At 36.3% G+C, this 18,975-nt stretch carries 17 protein-coding genes; 9 read left to right on the forward strand and 8 right to left on the reverse strand.

Going from position 1 to position 18,975, the window contains the following annotated elements; translation table 11 throughout:
- Positions 1-23 precede the first annotated feature (23 nt).
- The 3 genes from ACZZZK_RS00990 to ribD are packed head-to-tail and all read right to left on the reverse strand — an operon-like array spanning position 24 to position 2,544.
- Positions 24-638, reverse strand: a complete 615-nt coding sequence (locus ACZZZK_RS00990; protein WP_463482426.1) for an IMPACT family protein — start codon at positions 636-638, stop codon at positions 24-26.
- Positions 625-1,491 (reverse strand): EamA family transporter, encoded by an 867-nt coding sequence (locus tag ACZZZK_RS00995; RefSeq protein WP_463482427.1) that lies wholly within the window; start codon positions 1,489-1,491, stop codon positions 625-627. The genes ACZZZK_RS00990 and ACZZZK_RS00995 overlap by 14 nt, the downstream gene beginning before the upstream one ends.
- Positions 1,492-2,544, reverse strand: a complete 1,053-nt coding sequence (gene ribD / locus ACZZZK_RS01000) for a bifunctional diaminohydroxyphosphoribosylaminopyrimidine deaminase/5-amino-6-(5-phosphoribosylamino)uracil reductase RibD (protein ID WP_463482428.1) — start codon at positions 2,542-2,544, stop codon at positions 1,492-1,494.
- Positions 2,545-2,624: 80 nt separating this feature from the next.
- Between ribD and prmC the strand changes: the two genes are divergently transcribed.
- The gene (gene prmC, locus ACZZZK_RS01005; protein WP_463482429.1) at positions 2,625-3,479 is read left to right on the forward strand and encodes a peptide chain release factor N(5)-glutamine methyltransferase; all 855 of its coding nucleotides are present in this window, start codon (positions 2,625-2,627) and stop codon (positions 3,477-3,479) included.
- A gap of 4 nt (positions 3,480-3,483) precedes the next feature.
- Here the strand turns inward: prmC and xerD are convergent, their stop codons facing one another.
- Positions 3,484-4,383 (reverse strand): site-specific tyrosine recombinase XerD, encoded by a 900-nt coding sequence (xerD, locus tag ACZZZK_RS01010; protein ID WP_463482430.1) that lies wholly within the window; start codon positions 4,381-4,383, stop codon positions 3,484-3,486.
- A gap of 60 nt (positions 4,384-4,443) precedes the next feature.
- Between xerD and aroQ the strand changes: the two genes are divergently transcribed.
- A complete protein-coding gene (aroQ, locus tag ACZZZK_RS01015) occupies positions 4,444-4,863 on the forward strand; it encodes a type II 3-dehydroquinate dehydratase (protein WP_463482431.1) in 420 nt (139 codons plus the stop codon).
- 60 nt (positions 4,864-4,923) lie between these two features.
- Here aroQ and ACZZZK_RS01020 read toward each other — a convergent pair whose 3' ends face one another.
- Together ACZZZK_RS01020 and ACZZZK_RS01025 are read right to left on the reverse strand one after the other, a co-directional pair.
- Entirely contained in the window at positions 4,924-5,937 is a 1,014-nt protein-coding gene (locus ACZZZK_RS01020; protein WP_463482432.1) for a glycosyltransferase family 2 protein, read from the reverse strand.
- 4 nt (positions 5,938-5,941) lie between these two features.
- Complete coding sequence (locus tag ACZZZK_RS01025; RefSeq protein ID WP_463482433.1) at positions 5,942-6,814, reverse strand: lysophospholipid acyltransferase family protein; 873 nt, start codon at positions 6,812-6,814, stop codon at positions 5,942-5,944.
- 38 nt (positions 6,815-6,852) lie between these two features.
- Between ACZZZK_RS01025 and ACZZZK_RS01030 the strand changes: the two genes are divergently transcribed.
- The 3 genes from ACZZZK_RS01030 (at position 6,853) to mgtE (ending at position 10,005) form a co-directional block, all read left to right on the forward strand.
- On the forward strand, positions 6,853-7,464 hold the full coding sequence (locus ACZZZK_RS01030; protein ID WP_463482434.1) for a WbqC family protein: 612 nt from the start codon (positions 6,853-6,855) through the stop codon (positions 7,462-7,464).
- A 1-nt stretch (position 7,465) separates the two neighbouring features.
- Entirely contained in the window at positions 7,466-8,587 is a 1,122-nt protein-coding gene (gene corA / locus ACZZZK_RS01035) for a magnesium/cobalt transporter CorA (RefSeq protein ID WP_463482435.1), read from the forward strand.
- Positions 8,588-8,652: 65 nt separating this feature from the next.
- Positions 8,653-10,005, forward strand: a complete 1,353-nt coding sequence (gene mgtE, locus ACZZZK_RS01040; RefSeq protein ID WP_265798836.1) for a magnesium transporter — start codon at positions 8,653-8,655, stop codon at positions 10,003-10,005.
- 63 nt (positions 10,006-10,068) lie between these two features.
- Here the strand turns inward: mgtE and ACZZZK_RS01045 are convergent, their stop codons facing one another.
- Positions 10,069-10,479 carry an organic hydroperoxide resistance protein gene (locus ACZZZK_RS01045; RefSeq protein WP_265798837.1) on the reverse strand — a complete coding sequence of 137 codons (411 nt, stop codon included), beginning with the start codon at positions 10,477-10,479 and terminating at the stop codon, positions 10,069-10,071.
- A 382-nt stretch (positions 10,480-10,861) separates the two neighbouring features.
- Here ACZZZK_RS01045 and ACZZZK_RS01050 point away from each other — a divergent pair, with 382 nt between their 5' ends.
- Genes ACZZZK_RS01050 through ACZZZK_RS01060 form a run of 3 tightly spaced genes read left to right on the forward strand, consistent with a single transcriptional unit; the run spans position 10,862 to position 14,712 of the window.
- Positions 10,862-13,273: a T9SS type B sorting domain-containing protein gene (locus ACZZZK_RS01050; protein WP_463482436.1), complete on the forward strand. Its 2,412-nt coding sequence runs from the start codon at positions 10,862-10,864 to the stop codon at positions 13,271-13,273.
- Positions 13,273-14,268: a PorP/SprF family type IX secretion system membrane protein gene (locus ACZZZK_RS01055; protein WP_463482437.1), complete on the forward strand. Its 996-nt coding sequence runs from the start codon at positions 13,273-13,275 to the stop codon at positions 14,266-14,268. Before ACZZZK_RS01050 ends, ACZZZK_RS01055 begins: the two co-directional genes overlap by 1 nt.
- Complete coding sequence (locus ACZZZK_RS01060) at positions 14,269-14,712, forward strand: hypothetical protein (protein ID WP_463482438.1); 444 nt, start codon at positions 14,269-14,271, stop codon at positions 14,710-14,712.
- Here the strand turns inward: ACZZZK_RS01060 and ACZZZK_RS01065 are convergent.
- On the reverse strand, positions 14,709-16,883 hold the full coding sequence (locus ACZZZK_RS01065; RefSeq protein WP_463482439.1) for an FUSC family protein: 2,175 nt from the start codon (positions 16,881-16,883) through the stop codon (positions 14,709-14,711). The genes ACZZZK_RS01060 and ACZZZK_RS01065 overlap by 4 nt on opposite strands.
- Before the next feature lie 737 nt (positions 16,884-17,620).
- Here ACZZZK_RS01065 and ACZZZK_RS01070 point away from each other — a divergent pair.
- Positions 17,621-18,973, forward strand: a complete 1,353-nt coding sequence (locus tag ACZZZK_RS01070; protein WP_463482440.1) for a PhoH family protein — start codon at positions 17,621-17,623, stop codon at positions 18,971-18,973.
- Positions 18,974-18,975: the final 2 nt, after the last annotated feature.

An 18,975-nucleotide genomic window follows, 5' to 3' on the forward strand; every position in this document is an offset into this window, starting at 1 on the left:
TAAAGTAAATTTTGTTTAGGCACTTAAGTGGTTTGGAGATATTTCAGTTTTACGTTACTTATCTTATCAAACTTACTTAAAACTTGATTCAGTTGTGCCTTTCTCACCTCAAGTTTTAAAATGCAATTGGCATCAAAGTGTTGCTGTAGAATAATCAGGTTTTCCTCTTTAACCAGTTTCATCACATCATTCATCTGGAGATAATCAAAATTTACTTCGTACAAATCATTTATTGTTCTAGTAACAATTTTTGCAGAGGTAATCGCCTCTAAACTGGCATTTTTATAGGCATTTATTAAACCAGGAACACCAAGTAATGTGCCACCAAAATAACGGACCACCACGATCACTATGTTTGTAAGATCGGCAGAAAGTAAGCAATTCAAAATTGGTCTGCCAGCAGTGCCTGAGGGTTCGCCATCATCGTTAATACGAAAAACAGAACGATCGGGAGTTAAACGATAGGCATAACACCAATGTCTAGCCTTGGAATGTTCATTACGAAGATTTGCAATAATAGGCTTTACCTCATCTTCATTGCGGATAGGATAGGCGTAAGCGATGAATTTACTGCCTTTATCACGAAAAATTCCTTCTGAAGGATTTTCTATCGTTTTATAAGAATCATCGAACAGCATTTTGCGACAAGGTAATAAAGATGACAGCAGCAAGGGCTAACACGATTCCGAGGTAATTTATTTTTGTTAATTTCTCCTTAAATATGATTATTCCAATTAAACTTCCTACTACGATTACCCCCATATTCATTGCTGCAAAAACCGTTGATGGATTGTTGGACAAGGCTTTATGGGCTTTCATATAGAACAAAATGTTACCAAAATTAAATAATCCTAGAACCAAGCCGCAAGCCAAATTAACCAGCTGAATCTTGATTTTTCTACTGATCATTAATACGATTACAATGATGAGCGAAACGATAAACGCTAGGCAAAAAATAACGAAGAGCGAGGTTGTGTATGGAAGTAACTTATATAAGGCAATTTGTTTGAAGAGTACATCTATAACACCAAAACCTATAAAAACCATTAATGGATAAATCCAATTTACCTGGTTTTCCTTCTGATCAGTTTTTCGAAGGAAAGTTAAAACGATAGCGGGAAACCCAACTAATAAACCAATTATTTTTAGTTGATTAAAATCTTCACGGAATATAAAATAAGCAGCCAAAATTGGGATAAAAAGAGATAATCGCTGGGCGATATCGGTTTTTACAATACCAAGGTTTCTTATTGATGCAGCCAAAAGCAAAAATACCGAAGGCAATAATACTGCTAGCGATAAGTAAATTGACCATGGAGCACTGGAATTTAAAACAACAACATCTGGCTTAAAGAAAACATAACATAAGATTAAAGCAGCAAAATAATTTACTGTAACTGCCTGAATGATATTGATTTGATAGCGTTTTGCCAATTTTAGCAATACGGCAACTGTAACGCTGCAGCAAATGCTTAATAGTATGTATATCATTTAGTTGTGCTGATTAATATAGATGGATAGTTGATCAGAACCAACCTGCATTTGCTCTTGTAAACGACCGTTAATCACTGGTGAAGGAATGCCGTCGTTCCAACTGCCCTGAGAACTAAAAATCCTGGCTTCATCCCAGATATTAGCCGCCAAAAATTGCTTTAAAATATTCGCACCACCTTCAACAATTACCGCTTGCGTATCCATCAAATAAAGTTGAAAGGCTATTTTTTGAGCCAGATAGAAATGCATATCTTCCATTTGAATGTAGTGAACGTTTCCAACCACATCAGTTTTAATTTCATTGAAGATGATGGTCTTAGCCTCAGCATTAAAAATATGATTGCTTTTTGGAACATCGAGATTCTTATCAATTACAAGGCGAGTGGGATTTTTTCCTGGCCACTCTCGTGCTGTGAGTTGAGGATTATCGATGATGGCCGTTTGCTTGCCAATTAAAATGGCATCTTCCTCTGTCCGCCATTGATGGGCCATCCTTTTGGCTAAAGCGCCACTGATCCATTTCTGGTGACCATCATTTGTTGCAAAATACCCGTTTGCGGTTTCTGCCCATTTAAGGATGATATACGGGCGCTGCTGCAGAATTCTTGTGAAAAATCTGCGGTTAAAATATTTGCACTCTTCCTCTAAAACACCACTTATTACTTCTATACCCGCATTTCTTAACTTCTCAATCCCTTTGCCATCTACCCCCGAAAACGGATCACGATTGCCAATTACAACTTTTTTCAATTGATGTTTTACAAATAAATCGGCACAGGGAGGGGTTTTACCAAAATGCGCACAAGGTTCTAAGTTTACATAAGCAATGGCTTGCTTTAATAATTCATTTCCTTCATCACCGTACTGATCGAAAACCGATTTTATAGCATTCGGTTCTGCATGGGCCTTACCAAATTCTTGATGATAACCTTCACCGATAATCTTCCCATTATGAACAATTACGCAGCCAACCATGGGGTTAGGACTTACATTTCCAATTGCTAAGGCCGCCAGCTCTACGCAGCGTTTCATGTAAAATTCGTTGGTCATTTGCGCAAAAATACTAAAAAATGAGCCATTAGCCTTAAAAACATCATCGATATGGTTTCAAAAATATTAAATTTACAACGATGAAATTAGGAGAGTTAGAAGAGCATTTCAAAGAAGAATTAAGTCAACAATATGATGGTGATGAAGCCAGAGCGATGTTTAGTCTGGCTGCAGAACATGTTTTGAGATTTTCACCAGGGAGATTGCGCATGATGGGCGATAGTGTAATGGACTTCGTTCATCTCCAAAAAATGCTAAGTATTCTCAACGATTTGATCATTGGAAAGCCCATTCAATATATATTGGGCGAAGCCCATTTTTATCGTTTAGTCTTTATCGTGAATGAAAATGTACTCATTCCAAGGCCTGAAACAGAAGAGTTGGTAGATTGGATTATTTCAGACTACAAGATTAAAAATCAAAAAAATACCATTACAATATTGGATATTGGAACAGGCTCGGGCTGCATTCCAATTACCCTAAAAAAGCACCTGTCGAAAGCATCGGTTTCAACATTAGATGTCTCTGCTGATGCACTTGAAGTAGCGCAGCGAAATGCGGTTCAGCTGAATACACCACTGTCATTCATCCATGCGGATATCCTGAAATATTCAAGTGAAGAAAAATATGATGTAATTGTGAGTAACCCACCTTACATCAGAGACTTAGAAAAAGCAGGCATGCATGCTAATGTGTTAGATCACGAGCCACAGCTGGCATTGTTTGTTGAGGATGATAATCCATTGATTTTTTACAACGCTATTTCAGAGTTTGCCAAAACCAACTTAAACCCAAATGGTAATTTGTACCTCGAGATTAATGAATTTTTGTCATCGGAAACGATGGAAATGCTCTCTACTAAAGGATTTACAACTATCGATTTGAGAAAAGATATGCAGGGTAAAAACCGAATGATTAAAGCGAGCTTTGTTTAGACAATTACGATCGCGGATGAAACTGCGTGATTACTTCCCGCAAGTAATCCCTATCGATATGGGTGTAAATTTCAGTTGTTGTAATACTGGAATGCCCCAGCATTTCCTGTACTGCTCTTAAATCGGCGCCACCTTCTATTAAATGTGTTGCAAAAGAATGGCGCAAAGTGTGCGGACTTATTGTTTTTTTGAGGCCCGTAGCTAAAGCAAGACTTTTAACTAAATTAAAAATCGAAATGCGAGAAAGTTTTGCGCCAAAGCGATTAAGGAAAATAAAATCTTCATTTCCCTTTTTTATCGTCATGTGATTGCGAACTTGATTTAAGTATATATCCAGTAGTTTTAAAGCAACTCCACCAATAGGAACCAATCGCTCTTTGTTCCCTTTGCCGATAACTTTTATAAATTCAATCTGTGGATATAAGTTCGAAATTTTCAAATCTGTTAGTTCAGAAACCCTCAACCCGCATCCATAAAGCACTTCTAAAATAGCTTTGTTGCGCATTCCTTCTGGTTTCGAAGCATCAATAGCCTCAATAAGACCATTGATTTCGTGAATATTCAGCATATCAGGCAACTTTCGACTTAGTTTTGGCGCTTCGATCAATGCCATCGGATCGATTTGAATGACTTCTTCCAACATTAAATAGGTGAAAAATGCTTTCATACCTGAAATTACCCGGGCTTGCGTACTGGCTAGCATACCTAGGTTATTTAACCAACTGATAAATGATTTGATATCAGAGGCCTTTATATCCGTTAATTTGGGTTCCTCTTTTACAGCTTCGAAATACTGGCTCAATTTAGTGATATCATTCAGGTATGCCTGTACAGAATGATCAGAAAGCGATCTCTCTAATTTTAAGTAAGCTCTAAATCCTTTAATATATGATTGCCAAAGCATGCTTTTATTTAAGATTTTTTATAACATTGCAACGTTACAACATAAAACCATTAATTGATCATGAAAATTCAAATAATTAACGGCCCAAATTTAAATTTACTTGGCGTTCGTGAACCTTCTATTTATGGCAATGTAAGCATTGAAGATTATGTGAAGGAGCTTAAATTATTATATCCCAACATAGAAATAGCGTATTTTCAAAGCAATGTAGAAGGCGAATTAATTAATAAATTACATGAAGTTGGCTTTAGTTATGATGGGGTAGTGCTAAATGCAGGTGGTTATACACATACTTCTGTAGCGATTGCCGATGCCATTGCAGCAATTAAAGCACCAGTGGTTGAGGTACACGTATCGAACATTTATGCCCGTGAAGAATATAGACATGTATCTTTAACCGGAAAAAATTGTCAGGGTGTGTTAACCGGGTTTGGAATGAAAGGTTATCGTTTAGCTATTGAAAGTTTAATACAGAAATAAGTAGCCTATCCTAATCAAGATGCATTTTCACCGCATCCGATAACTCGATGAAGCTATAGATTAGTAGAGTTTACTAAAATATTTTATTTTCTTGATGAAGAATGCCCAAACTACGCTATTGTTATATACGCCAGCGTGTGTAGCATAAGGCTTCTGTACCGAAGTTCGTTTTTTATTTGTTTTGGCAATCGATTTGATAAAATGCCAATGTCCTTTTGTTACAGCCAATGTAAATTTAGGTTTTCCCGATAATAGGAAGTGCCACCAAGCCACAAAATCTATCCACATTCTAATGCCTATTCTAAAAAAAGCATCACTTGCAGGCAAATTTTTCTGCATAATAATCAGGTTGTTCCTGAAATTTAGATAAGTTTTAAAAGGGTTTTCAGTTTGTAATGTACCGCCGCCAACATGAAAAACTTCCGAGGTAGGGCAGTACATAATTTTATAATTTAAATTTTTCAATCGCCAGCACAAATCTATTTCTTCCATGTGGGCAAACAAGTCGGCATCCAGGCCTCCTGTTTCTATCCAGCATCTGCTTTTAATAAAAAACGCTGCACCACTTGCCCAAAATATTTCTTTTTGATCGTTGTACTGCCCCTCATCCGACTCGTAAACATTAAACAAACGACCTCTGCAAAATGGATAGGCATAAATATCCAGATAACCACCGGCGGCACCTGCATATTCAAAATCGCTTTTCTTTAACTGAGATTTAATTTTTGGCTGGGCGGCCGCGATAGAATCATCGCTTTCCATTAAATCGATAACGGGCTTAATCCAGTTGGATGTCACTTCAACATCCGAATTTAAGAGCACAAAATACTCCGCTTCAACCCGCTCCAAAACCTTATTGTAACCACCAGCAAAACCATAATTTAAATCGTTTTTAATGATTTTAACTGTAGGAAAGTTAATTTCTAAAAATGCCACAGAATCATCTGTAGATGCATTATCACCTACAATAATTTGCAGATTATCGTATTGGGTAAGTAATATTCCTGGTAAAAATTGTTGTAGAAAAGCCTTTCCATTCCAGTTTAATATGACAACGGCTACTGAGGGATTCATGTTGTTATTCAGGTTTAAATTTCCAGCGTTTATGGCTCCATAACCAATACTGTGGCTGTTCTTTTATAATATCTTCTAAAAATTTAAAGTGCAAGTTAGTAATTTCGTATTCATCCACTAATGACGGATTTAAACACATAGGCAAAACCTCAACATGGTAATAACCTTTCTTCACTACTGTAACTTTAAAATAATAAATTGGTCTGTTTGTTGATTTGGCAATTTTTTCTACGCCTAACAAAGCTGCAGTGGGCTGATTTAAAAAATCAACAAAATATTTGGTTTCCTGACGGGTAGGGGCCTGGTCTGTTGCAAAACAAAACAATGTAGGTTCGTTTTTATAAGCAGCCAAGCCTCTTAAAGTTTGGCGCATGGCGATAAAAATATTTCCATATTTTGTTCTAAAACAGTTAAACCACGCTTCGAAGATTTTATTGGTTAGCGGTTTATAAATAACCATTGTTTTGGCAGAGATATTTAAACCTAATGCTAAAGTTCCTAATTCCCAATTTCCGTAATGCCCGGTACAGGCCAAAACACTTTCACCAGCATTAAAATGTTTCTCCAATTGTTCCAAGCCCGAAAATTTCACCCTTTTTAAAGTTTCTTTTTCAGAGATAGTAGTCATTTTGATGATCTCAAAAATCAGTTCTGATAAGAAAATAAAAAACTTTTTCTCTATAGCGATAATTTCATCACTTGATTTTTCAGGAAAAGAGTTCACTAAATTCTGGCGAACAACTTTTTTTCGATAACCGATTACATAATAAAGAAGATAATATAGTAATCTTGCAAAAAAAAACAAAACAGGCAGTGGTAGTAGCGACACGAGGTATAAAAAAAATACGCCAATGTGCGCCATCACTCTTTTAATCATTATTTTTATTGGTTTCAGCTACAAACATAAATTTTCAAATGCAGAATACAGCTATACTACCATTATTTTATCTTCCTCCTGTAGGTTATTTTAGCTTGATACAGCAATTTGGTAGTGATTTTTTAATAGAAAAACATGAACATTTAGCAAAGCAAACGTACCGCAATAGAGCAAGTATCTATTCTCCAAATGGGAAATTAGATTTAACGGTTCCATTGGTAAAAGGATCAAAAACGCATAAAAAAATGAAAGATGTTCGCATCAGCTATGATTTCAATTGGCAACGCTTACATTGGTTGAGTTTAGAAACTTGCTACCGCAGCTCTGCTTATTTCGAATATTATGAGGATGAACTATCGAAGTTTTATCAAAATAGATTTGAATTCCTTTTTGACTACAATATGGAGCTGATGGAATGGCTTTTGCAAAAACTAAAGCTAAAGATAGATTTGGGTACAACAACCTCTTATGAGGATCAAATTGCTCCGGAATTAGACTTTAGAGGGATAATGAATCCTAAAAAAAATGAGGATATTGTAAACGCTAAGCCATATTATCAGGTTTTTGAAGACAGGCATCAATTTTTAAACAACTTAAGTATAGTTGATTTGTTGTTCAACCAAGGTCCACAAGCCAAGTTGTATTTATAAAATGGGAAAAAACAAACCTCGCAGTCGCCACAAGCATTATAAAGTTCCAGCGCCAGGAACAAGCCCAGGGCTTTATGCCATTGATGATGAGGCTTTGAAGCCCGTGATCGTTCTTCATACTTACAATGATAAATCTCATAAAAAAGAGGAACTGAAAAACATCAATAATATAGAAAAGCTTATTCAGGATAAGAGCTATAATTATTGGTTCGATATAAAGGGTTTGGCAGACCCAAATATGTTCGAAACACTTTATTCGAAATTCGACATTAGCAGGTTGGTTTTGGAAGACATTACAAGTTCTTATCAAAGGCCAAAACTGGATGAATATGACAACGATAATTATATTTTTTCTGTAAGCAGACATCTTTATTTAGGTGAAGACGGCACTTTATGCAATGATCAAATCTCTTTTATCTTATCAGAAAGAACCTTAATTACTTTTCAGGAAACCTATTCTGATTGCTTTGAGCCAGTGAGGAAGCGATTGGAGATTGGCAAAGGGAATATCCGCATCGGTGGAAGCAGTTATTTGATGTATGCGATAATGGATGTAATTGTCGACAATTATTTTTCACTGTTGAACTTTTGGGGAGAGGAGCTTGATGCCATCGAAGATAGACTTTATGATCGTCCTGATAAGAGAATCATGTACGATACCCAAGCCATTAAACGATCATTAATCACCATTAGGAAAATTGCCTGGCCAGAACGAGATAAGCTGAACGACATCATTAGAACGGATAGTCCGCTGATTTCTGATCTGACCAAAACATACATGAAAGATGCCTACGATCATTGCATCCAAATCATTGATTTTATTGAGTCTTTGAAAGAAATTGCATCAGCAAATATTGATATGAATCTCTCAATCATCAGCAATAGGATGAACGAGATTATGAAAGTGCTGACCATCATCTCGTCTATATTCATTCCTTTAACATTCATTGCAGGTATTTATGGAATGAATTTTAGCCGGGAAGATCCCGTAACCGGCAAAGTAATGCCAGACAATATGCCCGAACTCTATAGTCCGCATGGTTACACCTATACCTGGATTGTAATGGGCATAATTGCTGTGATACAAGTGATTTATTTTTGGCGCAAGGGCTGGTTTAAGTAAGTAAATTCTATTTGCTTTTTATACCTTAGTAGCTTCAAACACATATTGGTTAGGTCAAAGGAGCGATGCAGTCATTCGAAATAGATAAAAGCGATGTACTAAAGGTAAAAAATGCCATTTTAGCTGGTGATGAAACTTTAAAGGAGGTTTTAGAGGAATACCATGCTTCGGAAATTGCTATTTTATTCGAAAGATTAGACAAATCTGAGCAAAGGCATATCATCAATATCCTTCCTGCAGAAATTGCATCAGAAATTATTTCTGAGATGGATGAAGAATCCCATCCAGAAGACTTGCTATTTGAACTTCATCCTGATAAGCGTACAGAAATTGTAGAAGAACTAGACTATGATGATGCAACCGATATTATTTCTCAACTCGAAGATCACGAGCAGGCAGAAATTCTGGAAGATTTGCAGGATGAACATGCAACAGAGATTAGGAATCTTTTAACCTACGACGAAAAAACTGCAGGTGGTTTAATGAACACAGAAATTATCTGTGTTAATATTAATCTCACTAAAAAAGATGCCATTGAGGAAATCATTCGCCAGAGTGAAGAAATGGAAGAGTTTTACACCATTTATGTAGTAGACGACGAAAAAATATTCAAAGGAATTGTATCATTAAAAGATATCATTAAAGCGAAACATAACGCTCAAATTACCGAGCTGGTTAAAATGGATGCCGTTTATGTTCATCCGGATACTGACCAGGAGGAGGTAGCATATCTAATTTCGCAGTATAACTTAACCAGTATTCCGGTAATTGATGACAACCAAAAATTATTAGGCAGGGTTACATTCGATGACGTGATCGACGTGATGGAAGCAGAGAGCACTGAAGATATCTTGAAAATTTCCGGGGTATCCGAAGATGAAGAACTAAGCGGTAATTGGGTAGAGGCAGTAAAATCACGTTTGCCTTGGTTAATCATTAACCTCGGCACGGCATTTCTAGCTTCTTCTGTTGTACGGTATTTCGACCCAACCATTAAATTAATCCCATCGCTGGCCGCTTACATGACTATTATTGCCGGGATGGGTGGGAACGCAGCAACACAGGCGCTTGCGGTAACCGTAAGGCGTATCTCACTTTACGATTTAACAGACAAGCAGGCTTACAGAACGGTTTTAAAAGAATTTACGGTAGGTTTAATTAATGGAGCTGTAAACGGAATAATCGTATTTATTTTTGCTTTTTTCTTTGATGGAAACCCTATGTTAGGTTTAGTCATATTTTTAGCCATGACAGGAAATCTTTTAATAGCCGGGGTAACAGGTGCGGGGATTCCGTTGATATTAAAACGTGTTGGGATTGATCCAGCTATTGCATCATCCATCATTATAACCACTTTTACCGATGTTTTTGGTTTCCTCCTCATTCTCGGTTTAGCCAGCAAGTTATTATTACTCTAACACTATTAAACAAAAAAGTCGGAAGAATTTAATCCGCCGACTTATAATCAAAATTGCAGTTGCTTAAACTGCCGTTACTCTAACCTCTATATTGCCTTTAACAGCTTTCGAATACGGGCAAGCTCTGTGTGCTTTATCAGCAATAGCCTGCGCTTCTTCATGAGATATTCCAGGAATATGTACATCTAAATCTGCAGATAATACAAATGAATTTCCATCCTTATTGAAAGAAACCAACACTTTAACATTTGCTTCGCTCACATCAACGCCTTCACGCTCTGCAACCGAACCTAAAGCCCCTAGATAACAAGGTCCCCAAGCCGCAGCAAATAATTCTTCGGGATTAGTAGCTCCGCCTTGCCCACCAAGTTCTTTTGGCTTTCTAAGTTCGAAATCTAAAATTCCATCGCTCGATTTAATGTGTCCATCTCTTCCTCCAGTAGCTGTAACTTCAGCTGTATATAGCTTTTCCATAATAATTTATTTAACAAGATAAACAAACACTATCCGGCATTGTTTGCAACCACTACACGCTTAACATAATCGCAGATTAAACCCAATTTTTAGCTAAAACTAGATAGGCAAAGATATTTTGTGTAAAAAAGCAAAAAAAATCAAGGTTTTAATAGAGGTGAGTAAGGTACCCACAACTGGTACAACAATCGTTACAGAGGTTTAAAATTCTATTTATCAATAGGTTATATCTAGTCTGTTATCAATACCGATGGATATAAAGATCTATTCCGAATAGCGAGCGTCATATTTCGTGTAATAAAAGCCTTTGTAAGGGGTACTGAAATGTTAAGCAGATACTAAAATAATATTTTTACAATATCACTTTTTAATTATCGTCCCGTTGATTAATAAATTGTTATTGATGTTGCTGATAGCGATAATTGCTATTCCATCAAAATTGAGTGCTCAAACCTGTCCGGAAAATATCGGTTTCGAAAATGGAAATTTTTCGAACTGGAAGCTTTTTACCGGACTTGCAAGTATCGACAAAAACAAGAATGTAATTTATACCAATGAAGTTAACAATCCGGCTTCTGGCAGACATACGCTAATCTCTGCTAAAACGGAGAAAGACTTTTATGGAGGCTTTTCGCTGATCCCAAAAAATGGCGGCAACTTTACTGTAAAGTTGGGAAACAATGGTACAGGAGCCCAAGCAGATGGCATATCTTATTTATTAAACGTGCCTGCAGACAGGCCGGAATTCACTTTAACCTATCAGTATGCTGTTGTCTTGGAAGATCCAAATCACCCTTTGGAGGAGCAGCCAAGATTTATAGCCAGAGTTAAAGACCTTGAAACAAACGCTTATATTCCTTGTGCATCCTTTGAGTATGTAGCAACATCGTCATTGCCAGGTTTCACAAAATCGAAGGTCAACAACTCCGTAATTTATAAAGAATGGACACCAGTTACCATTAACTTATCTGGCTATCAGGGCAAAAAATTATTGATAGAATTCATTAGCGCAGATTGTGCCCTAGGTGGTCATTTTGGCTACGCTTATGTAGATGTAAATAATCTTTGTGGCGATTTAATTGTAGGCAATACCTATTGTAAAAGCGCCGACGAGCTAAATATATCTGGACCTAGCGGCTTCAAAAATTACAATTGGTATAATGCAGATAGATCTGTGAAATATGGTTCAGGCCAATCAATTACGTTAAAACCCACACCCGCTGAAGGATCAAAAATTATCCTGGATTTAATGCCATATGATGGATTTGGATGTCCTAGCTCCGTAGAAGCTGTAGTGCATAGTGTCGATTATCAGGTTCTAGTCCAAGAAAAAAACACAGTATGCGAAAACACTGAAATTGATTTGACCAGTGCTCATTATATTCTGAATAAAAATGAGGGATTTACTTATCTGGTTTATCAGGATAAGGATTTAACACAACAAGTTACTGGCTTGGTTAAGATAACACAAAACAGTAAATATTTCATTAAGGCCACTAATTATAAAGGCTGTGAAAGCTTTGCGACAATTGAGGTTGCTGTATTCGATATTGCAAATATCACAGTGAAAAATCCTCCGGCAGTTTGTTATAACGAAACCGTTGATATTACAAACAATCTCCTGTATTCAAAGCTAGATGGTATTTCTAGAACTTACTTTCAAGATGAAAAAGCCACTAAAGTTTTGCCAAATCCTAATGCAGTAAACGCCTCTGGCATTTATTATGTTAATTTTTCTAATAATTCCGGTTGCAACAAAATTCTCCCGATTAAAGTTGAAATCAGTCCAAAACCTATATTAAAGATTAGTAATCCCACTGCGGTATGTTTTCCAAATAAGGTTAACATATCATCTCCAAGTATTTTTGCTGGTAGCGATGATTCCTTCCAGTACAAGTTTTTCGAAGATGCAGCGCTAACAATCCCCCTTACTAATCCAGAAAACGTAGCTAAAACCGGAACTTACTACGTAACTGCTACTAATGCACAAGGTTGTTCGGTAAACAACAAAATTGATGTTATGATTAATGATCTGCCGGTTTTGGTTGTTAAAGACCCATCTGAAGTGTGTTATCCCGAAAAAATTGATTTAACTAACCCCAATCTTTTTGAAGGAAGTTCTGAGCAATTAAGTTATTCGTTCTATACAAACGAGGGGTTGACTGAGAAACTGTTGAATCCAAAAACGGTATCTAAATCGGGGATTTACTTTGTTAAGGCTACAAACCCATCTGGTTGCTTCGTTTATAGTAAACTAAAAGTAACCGTTGATCCATTGCCAACCATCGTTCTCAATAAACCAAGACCTATTTTTGATAACGATTTTATTGATCTTACTTCGGCAGAAATTATAAAGGGAAGCAAAGATTACGTCAAGGTTGGCTATTTTTATGATGCATCATTAAGTCGGCCAATTGTTGATCCTACGAGAATTAATAAAGCTGGCATTTATTATATCTCCCTTCAAAATGACAAGGGATGTTCAGTTTCGGCATCGATAGAACTTAACATTTTACCTCAGCCTAAAATTGTTGTTCCAACAGCGTTTACACCAAATAAGGATACAAATAACCGATTGTATCCATTTTTGGTAAGTATTCAAAAGTTGACAAGTTTCAAGGTTTTCAATAAATGGGGAATTCTCGTTTTTCAGACTGATTTAGCCGCAAATGGTTGGGATGGTCAATTTAAAAGCAAAATGCAACCATTAGAAACATTTTCATGGTTTGCAGAAGGGATTGACACCTTTGGCGGAAAATTTCAAACTACAGGTAAAACCATATTGATATTATAATGTACAAATCGCTTCTCCTTTCATTTTTGTGCTTGGTTACATTATGTTGTTCTGCACAGGATCCAAAGTTTTCACAATACTTTGCGGCTCCTCTGTCTCTGAACCCAGCTTTTACAGGTTTTTTTGATGGCGAGTATCGCCTTGCGGTAAACACACGCCAGCAATGGGGAAATTTAGGCGATCCTTACAATACTTATAGTGTTTCTGGCGATGTTAAGCTTGTGGAAGACGAAAATTTCACCAACAGCGTATTCAGTTTAGGTTTAAGCGGTTTATTTGATGAATCGTTTAACAAAGCGCTAAAGTCGCAGTATATCAGTGCAAGCATGTCTTATTATCAATATCTTGATGTGGATCACCGGTTCAAGTTCGGTTTGGCGCCACAAGTGTCTTATGTTTCTAGATTTTTAGATTATAACAAACTAACTTTTGCATCGCAATATACTGATGGAGGGTTCGACAATTCACTACCGAATTACCTGGATTTGAAGAACGATAAAACATCATACTTCGATGTAAATATTGGCGGTAATTTTTCAGCTACTTTTGATCATGTTAGTTTCGTTTTGGGATATGCGCATTATCACCTCTCAAAACCTCAGGAAACACTCCTGAATAACACAAACCAATATGTTCCTTCCAGGCAAACGGTAAATTTTGGGATGCTTTATTTGCTTAGTAATTATCTCGATTTAAATGTAACTGGCGTTTATAATGTTCAGCGAAATAATAAAGACACTATCTTGGGTACTGTCGTGGGATTAAAACCCAATGATGAAACTCGATTGAAATTAAACTTCGGAATGTGGTTCAAGTTTAACGAGGCCTCATTTTATCCTTACTTGGGCGTTACAATGGGCGATGTGAGCGCTGGCTTAAATTACACCGTTTACGGAAACAAATTGATGAGTGCAACGCCACGCACTTATGAATTGTCGCTCATTTACCGACATAATAATTTTAAAGGCTTCAAAGTCCCTTGTCCAAAATTTTAAATGATGAAAAAAATCTTTTTAATGTTTGCTTTTATTTTAATAGGCGAATGGGCCTATAGCCAACAAAACAAGCGTATAATAGACTATCAATATTTTCGGAACGAGAATAGTTATTACGCTTATGAATTATTTAAAAACAATGATAATTCAAACAATAGTCAACTGATGATTAATTTTTCTGTCAATGTTACTTATAAAAAAGTCGATAAAATCTACATTAAATCAAAAGAGGTTGAGTTTAAATTAAAATTTAAAGAAAGAGAAGAAACTGTCAAAACGGATAATCCAGAACAGAAATTTTTCCCAATTATTTTCAATGGAGATGATCTGGCGGCTATGAAGTTATCCTGTGAAACGCAAATCATTTTTAAACTCGACAACGGACTTCAATATACATTGCCTTTAAATACTTGTAATATCATCGAGCTTATGAAAAAGAATTAGATTTTGACTTTTAAAGTTAGTTTATAAATATCATAAGCCACTTTTTGTATCAAATCAAATTGTTCGGGAACTAGATCTTTACCTTCGTTAATCGTTACGCCGGTATCAGCCAACCTAATTAACGGAACGTTTCCTATCGCGTCATTTCCCTCAACTAAATTATTTATTGAAGTATCGAGCAAATAATTAGTGTTTTGTGCCATTGGTTTTAATGCATCGAAATTCTCAAATATAAATTCATGCTCTTTATTATACAAAGAAAGCGTAGCTACATACGAAGACAATAAATGACTTAATGCAGTAAATTGATGCACTTCTTTTATGTAAAGCTGCTTGCTCTTTGGCTCAGAAAACATTCTTTGAAATAAGGAAGCTAGATTAGCTGTGGCTACATACACTTCTTTTCTGGCCAATTTATAATCCGTTCTGTTATATACCTTTTCAAAATACAATTTTACCACTTGCTCATAGTAGGCTTTGTTAGCTTTTATGATATCAGTCATGGCTTCTTTTAATTTTTCATGTTCCCATGTGGGAAACAAAGAGTAGCTAGCCAACAATGCAATGCCTGATCCAATGAAAGTATCATAAATCCTTTCTCGAGCCAATGCAATAGAACCCATACCCAGAAAATCGAAAAGGATAAGAATATAAGGAGTCATAAAGAGCACGCTAACTACGTAATTTTTACGTTGAAAACTATAACTGCCAATCATGCAGATGAGCAAAATAGTAAATAAGGCGTTTTTATCATGAATATAACTGACGACAGCCATCCCTATAAAAGCGCCTACCGTAGTTCCGATTAAGCGTTGATAGTTACGCTCTTTAGTTAAGCTAAAACCGGGCTTTGAAATCACCAGTATGGTTAATAAAATCCAATAGCTATGGGAAAAATCAAGTATTTGCGAAACGATAAATCCTAACGTCATTACAACAGTAACCCGTAAGGAGTGCCTAAAAGTAGAAGAACTGTACGTTAAGTTTTCTTTAAATAGATCAAAATCAAATTTCTGGCGCTTAATAAACTTCTCTGTATCAACTTCCGCTCTTCTAAGATCTTTGTTGGTACGTACTTTGAAATAACTAAATATCGTTTTCACTCTTGCCAGAATATTCTCAATATTCACTTCAATGTTCTTCAAAGCGATGATGCCAATAGTACTATATTCCTGATTGACATTATTTTTTTCCAGATTGTTGATTTTAATTTTTAAACGCTCAATTTCTATTAATAACCTTTTGGAGATTACGGGCTTGCCACCACTTTTTAAGGCGAAAGCAATATCGTCAAGGGCGTAAGAAATCCGTTTAATGGCCATCTCGTAGTCTGATAGAATTCCTGCCTTGTCAAATTGATCGTGCAACTGTTGATAATTGTAATAGGTAGACATTACCTGCTCAAATAAATCAACCATATCTACAAAAACCAGTAAAAGGAAACGCCCCTCCGGACTAGAGTCCCTTACAATTTCCCTGGTTCTGAAAAGTAATTCCCTTACTGCATCTTGTTTTTCATGAACAGAAACCTGGAGCTGCAGTAAATCCGCATAAGTTTTATCATAATTATTATTCTGATGATAGAATTTAGCCTTCTCTCTTAAAAACTCCGCTACTTCTAAAATTGAATCGCTTAACGATTGCTGTACAAGCCTGAAGGGGCGAAGGCGGTACACAAAATAACTTAAGCCCGTGTACCATAAACTGCCGGCCAAAACCATTAATGCGTGAATAATCACATCCTGCCATGGGCGAACATCATCAATACTCAACACCATGATTAATAAAACCGCAGTTCCAACCGACGCCGCTCTAACGCCATAGATATAAAACATGGAGAATATGAAACTCGAAATAGCCAGTAAAAAGCCGATAAAATAGTGGCTTTTGTTTGTTAAGCCGGTAATAATGGAAAAAAGAAATATCAGTACGGTAGTAACCAACATGGCGTTTCGCCTGTGAACCATTGGCCCCGGACTATCGACTACGCTTACGCACAAAGCGCCAAGGGAAAGCGTCATGCCGTAAGTTAACAGGCCAAATTGTGCCAGAATAAGCGAGGGGAGAAGCACGCCAATGGTAATGCGTAAACCATCAGCAAAATAGGTACTCAATAAAAAGTCTTGAATATTTCTGATGGGTTGCCTAATCTGCATGTACAAAAATAACATAATACAGAGGTTTTTTGTTGCCTGTAAAATTAAGTTTTTACAAAAAAATTAATTATTAAGCAGAATTTACTTAGCCCGCTGGTTCTCAAATATTTGCCTAGTGTTGATAAACTAGATTTTTATAAATGTTCATAAATCTTCTAATCGTCGTTATTATAGGTAAAATCGCCAATTTATTTAGCTAAACATGTTGATAAACAGCTATATCACGTTGATAATTTTGTTGATAATTTATTTCAGATTTCTCTTGACAAGAATGTGTTTTCCTGCTAAATTAGATGATATCAAATACGAAGTACTTTGAATTCTGAGAAAACAATCCAAAAGAGATAAGGAACTGAAAAGGGAATTGTTTCGGATACGTTTACAGGGAAAACAATTAATTTCAGAAAGGGTTAAACTGAGTATGAATATAGAATAGCCTCCATCGAAAGATCGCTATTATGAAAATTGCACAGGCCCAAACAGAGCTTATTGAAAACTAAGAAGTTTACGGACAGAATAGTTGGAAATAAATTTTCACGAATCGTAAAAGTTGCAAAACCTAGCGAAAACGGAAAAATCAGAGTAACAAGAATTAGATGCTTTAAACACAACTACGGTTGATTTTAAGGTTAAAACGGGGAACTGAATCGAAAGAAGAAGGACCCCGTTTTTATTTGGCTTCATTTTTAAAATCATTTAAAAAGAATGATCAATCTTTCGGCTATTATTTGCTAAAACAGTAAATTTACCAAATGGCCACAAAAGGTAAATTAACTTCTGACCCCAAGAAAAAGATTTTTGTTTTAGATACATCAGTCATTTTATATGATCATGATGCAATCAATAACTTTCACGAACACGACGTGGCTATTCCTATCCAAGTTTTAGAAGAACTCGATAATTTTAAAAGTGGTAACGATACTAGAAATTTCGAAGCCCGAAGTTTTATCCGATTGATCGATCAAACATCCAAGGAAAAACTGATTAGCGATTGGGTGGCACTGAAGGCGCAAAACGCAGGCAAGTTCAAAGTAATATTAAACGAACAGCCGCTAAAAGTAAATGCCGAGGAAATTTTTGGAAAAGGTAAAACCGACCATAAAATCTTGAATGCTGCTTTAAGCTTACGCGAAGAAAATCCGGAGAAAAAAGTAGTATTGGTTTCGAAAGATATCTGCTTACGTTTAAAAGCAAAAGCTCTTGATTTATTTGCTGAGGACTACGAAACAGGTAAAATCAAGAATGTAGATGAGCTTTATGCTGGTAAAACAGAGCTTCTTAACTTCGATGAATCAATAATTGAATCCGTAAAAAAAGATAAAATCTTAGGATCAGCAAATATTGGCCTGCCAGCTAAAGAAGGAAATCATTTCTTCGTTTTAAAAAATAAAAGAAAAACCGCCAACGTTTTTTTTAACCATAATAATCAAACCATTTCTTTAGTTTCTACAGATCCGATTTTTAAAATAAAGCCCAAAAACATCGAACAGGCATTTGCCATTCACGCTTTATTAGATGAAAATATTAAGCTCGTTAGCATCCAGGGGAATGCCGGCACAGGAAAAACACTTTTAGCGCTTGCCAGTGCACTTGAGCAGCGCAGAGATTTTAGACAAATTTATATTACCCGACCCATTGTATCTCTTAGTAATAAAGATATTGGCTTTTTACCTGGAGATGCAAAATCGAAAACAGACCCGTTCATGGCCCCAATTTGGGACAACCTACGCTTTATTAAAGATCAGTTTGTTGGCGATGATAAAATGTCGGCGAAAATTGATGAACTGATCACGACAGAGAAGATTGCCATAGCACCACTAGCGTTTATTAGAGGGAGAACGCTAACCAAAATCTTCTTCATTATTGATGAGGCCCAGAACTTAACGCCTCATGAAGTTAAAACCATTATTTCGAGAGCTGGCGAAAATACAAAAATCGTCTTTACAGGCGATATCTATCAAATAGACACGCCTTACCTGGACTCAGAAAGTAATGGATTATCCTACCTCATCGAGAATGCAAAAAACCATCCTCTTTATGCGCATATTACGCTACAAAAGGGCGAACGCAGTGAATTGGCAAACTTAGCAAACGTGTTACTCTAACT

This window comes from Pedobacter sp. AC163, from assembly GCF_979258665.1.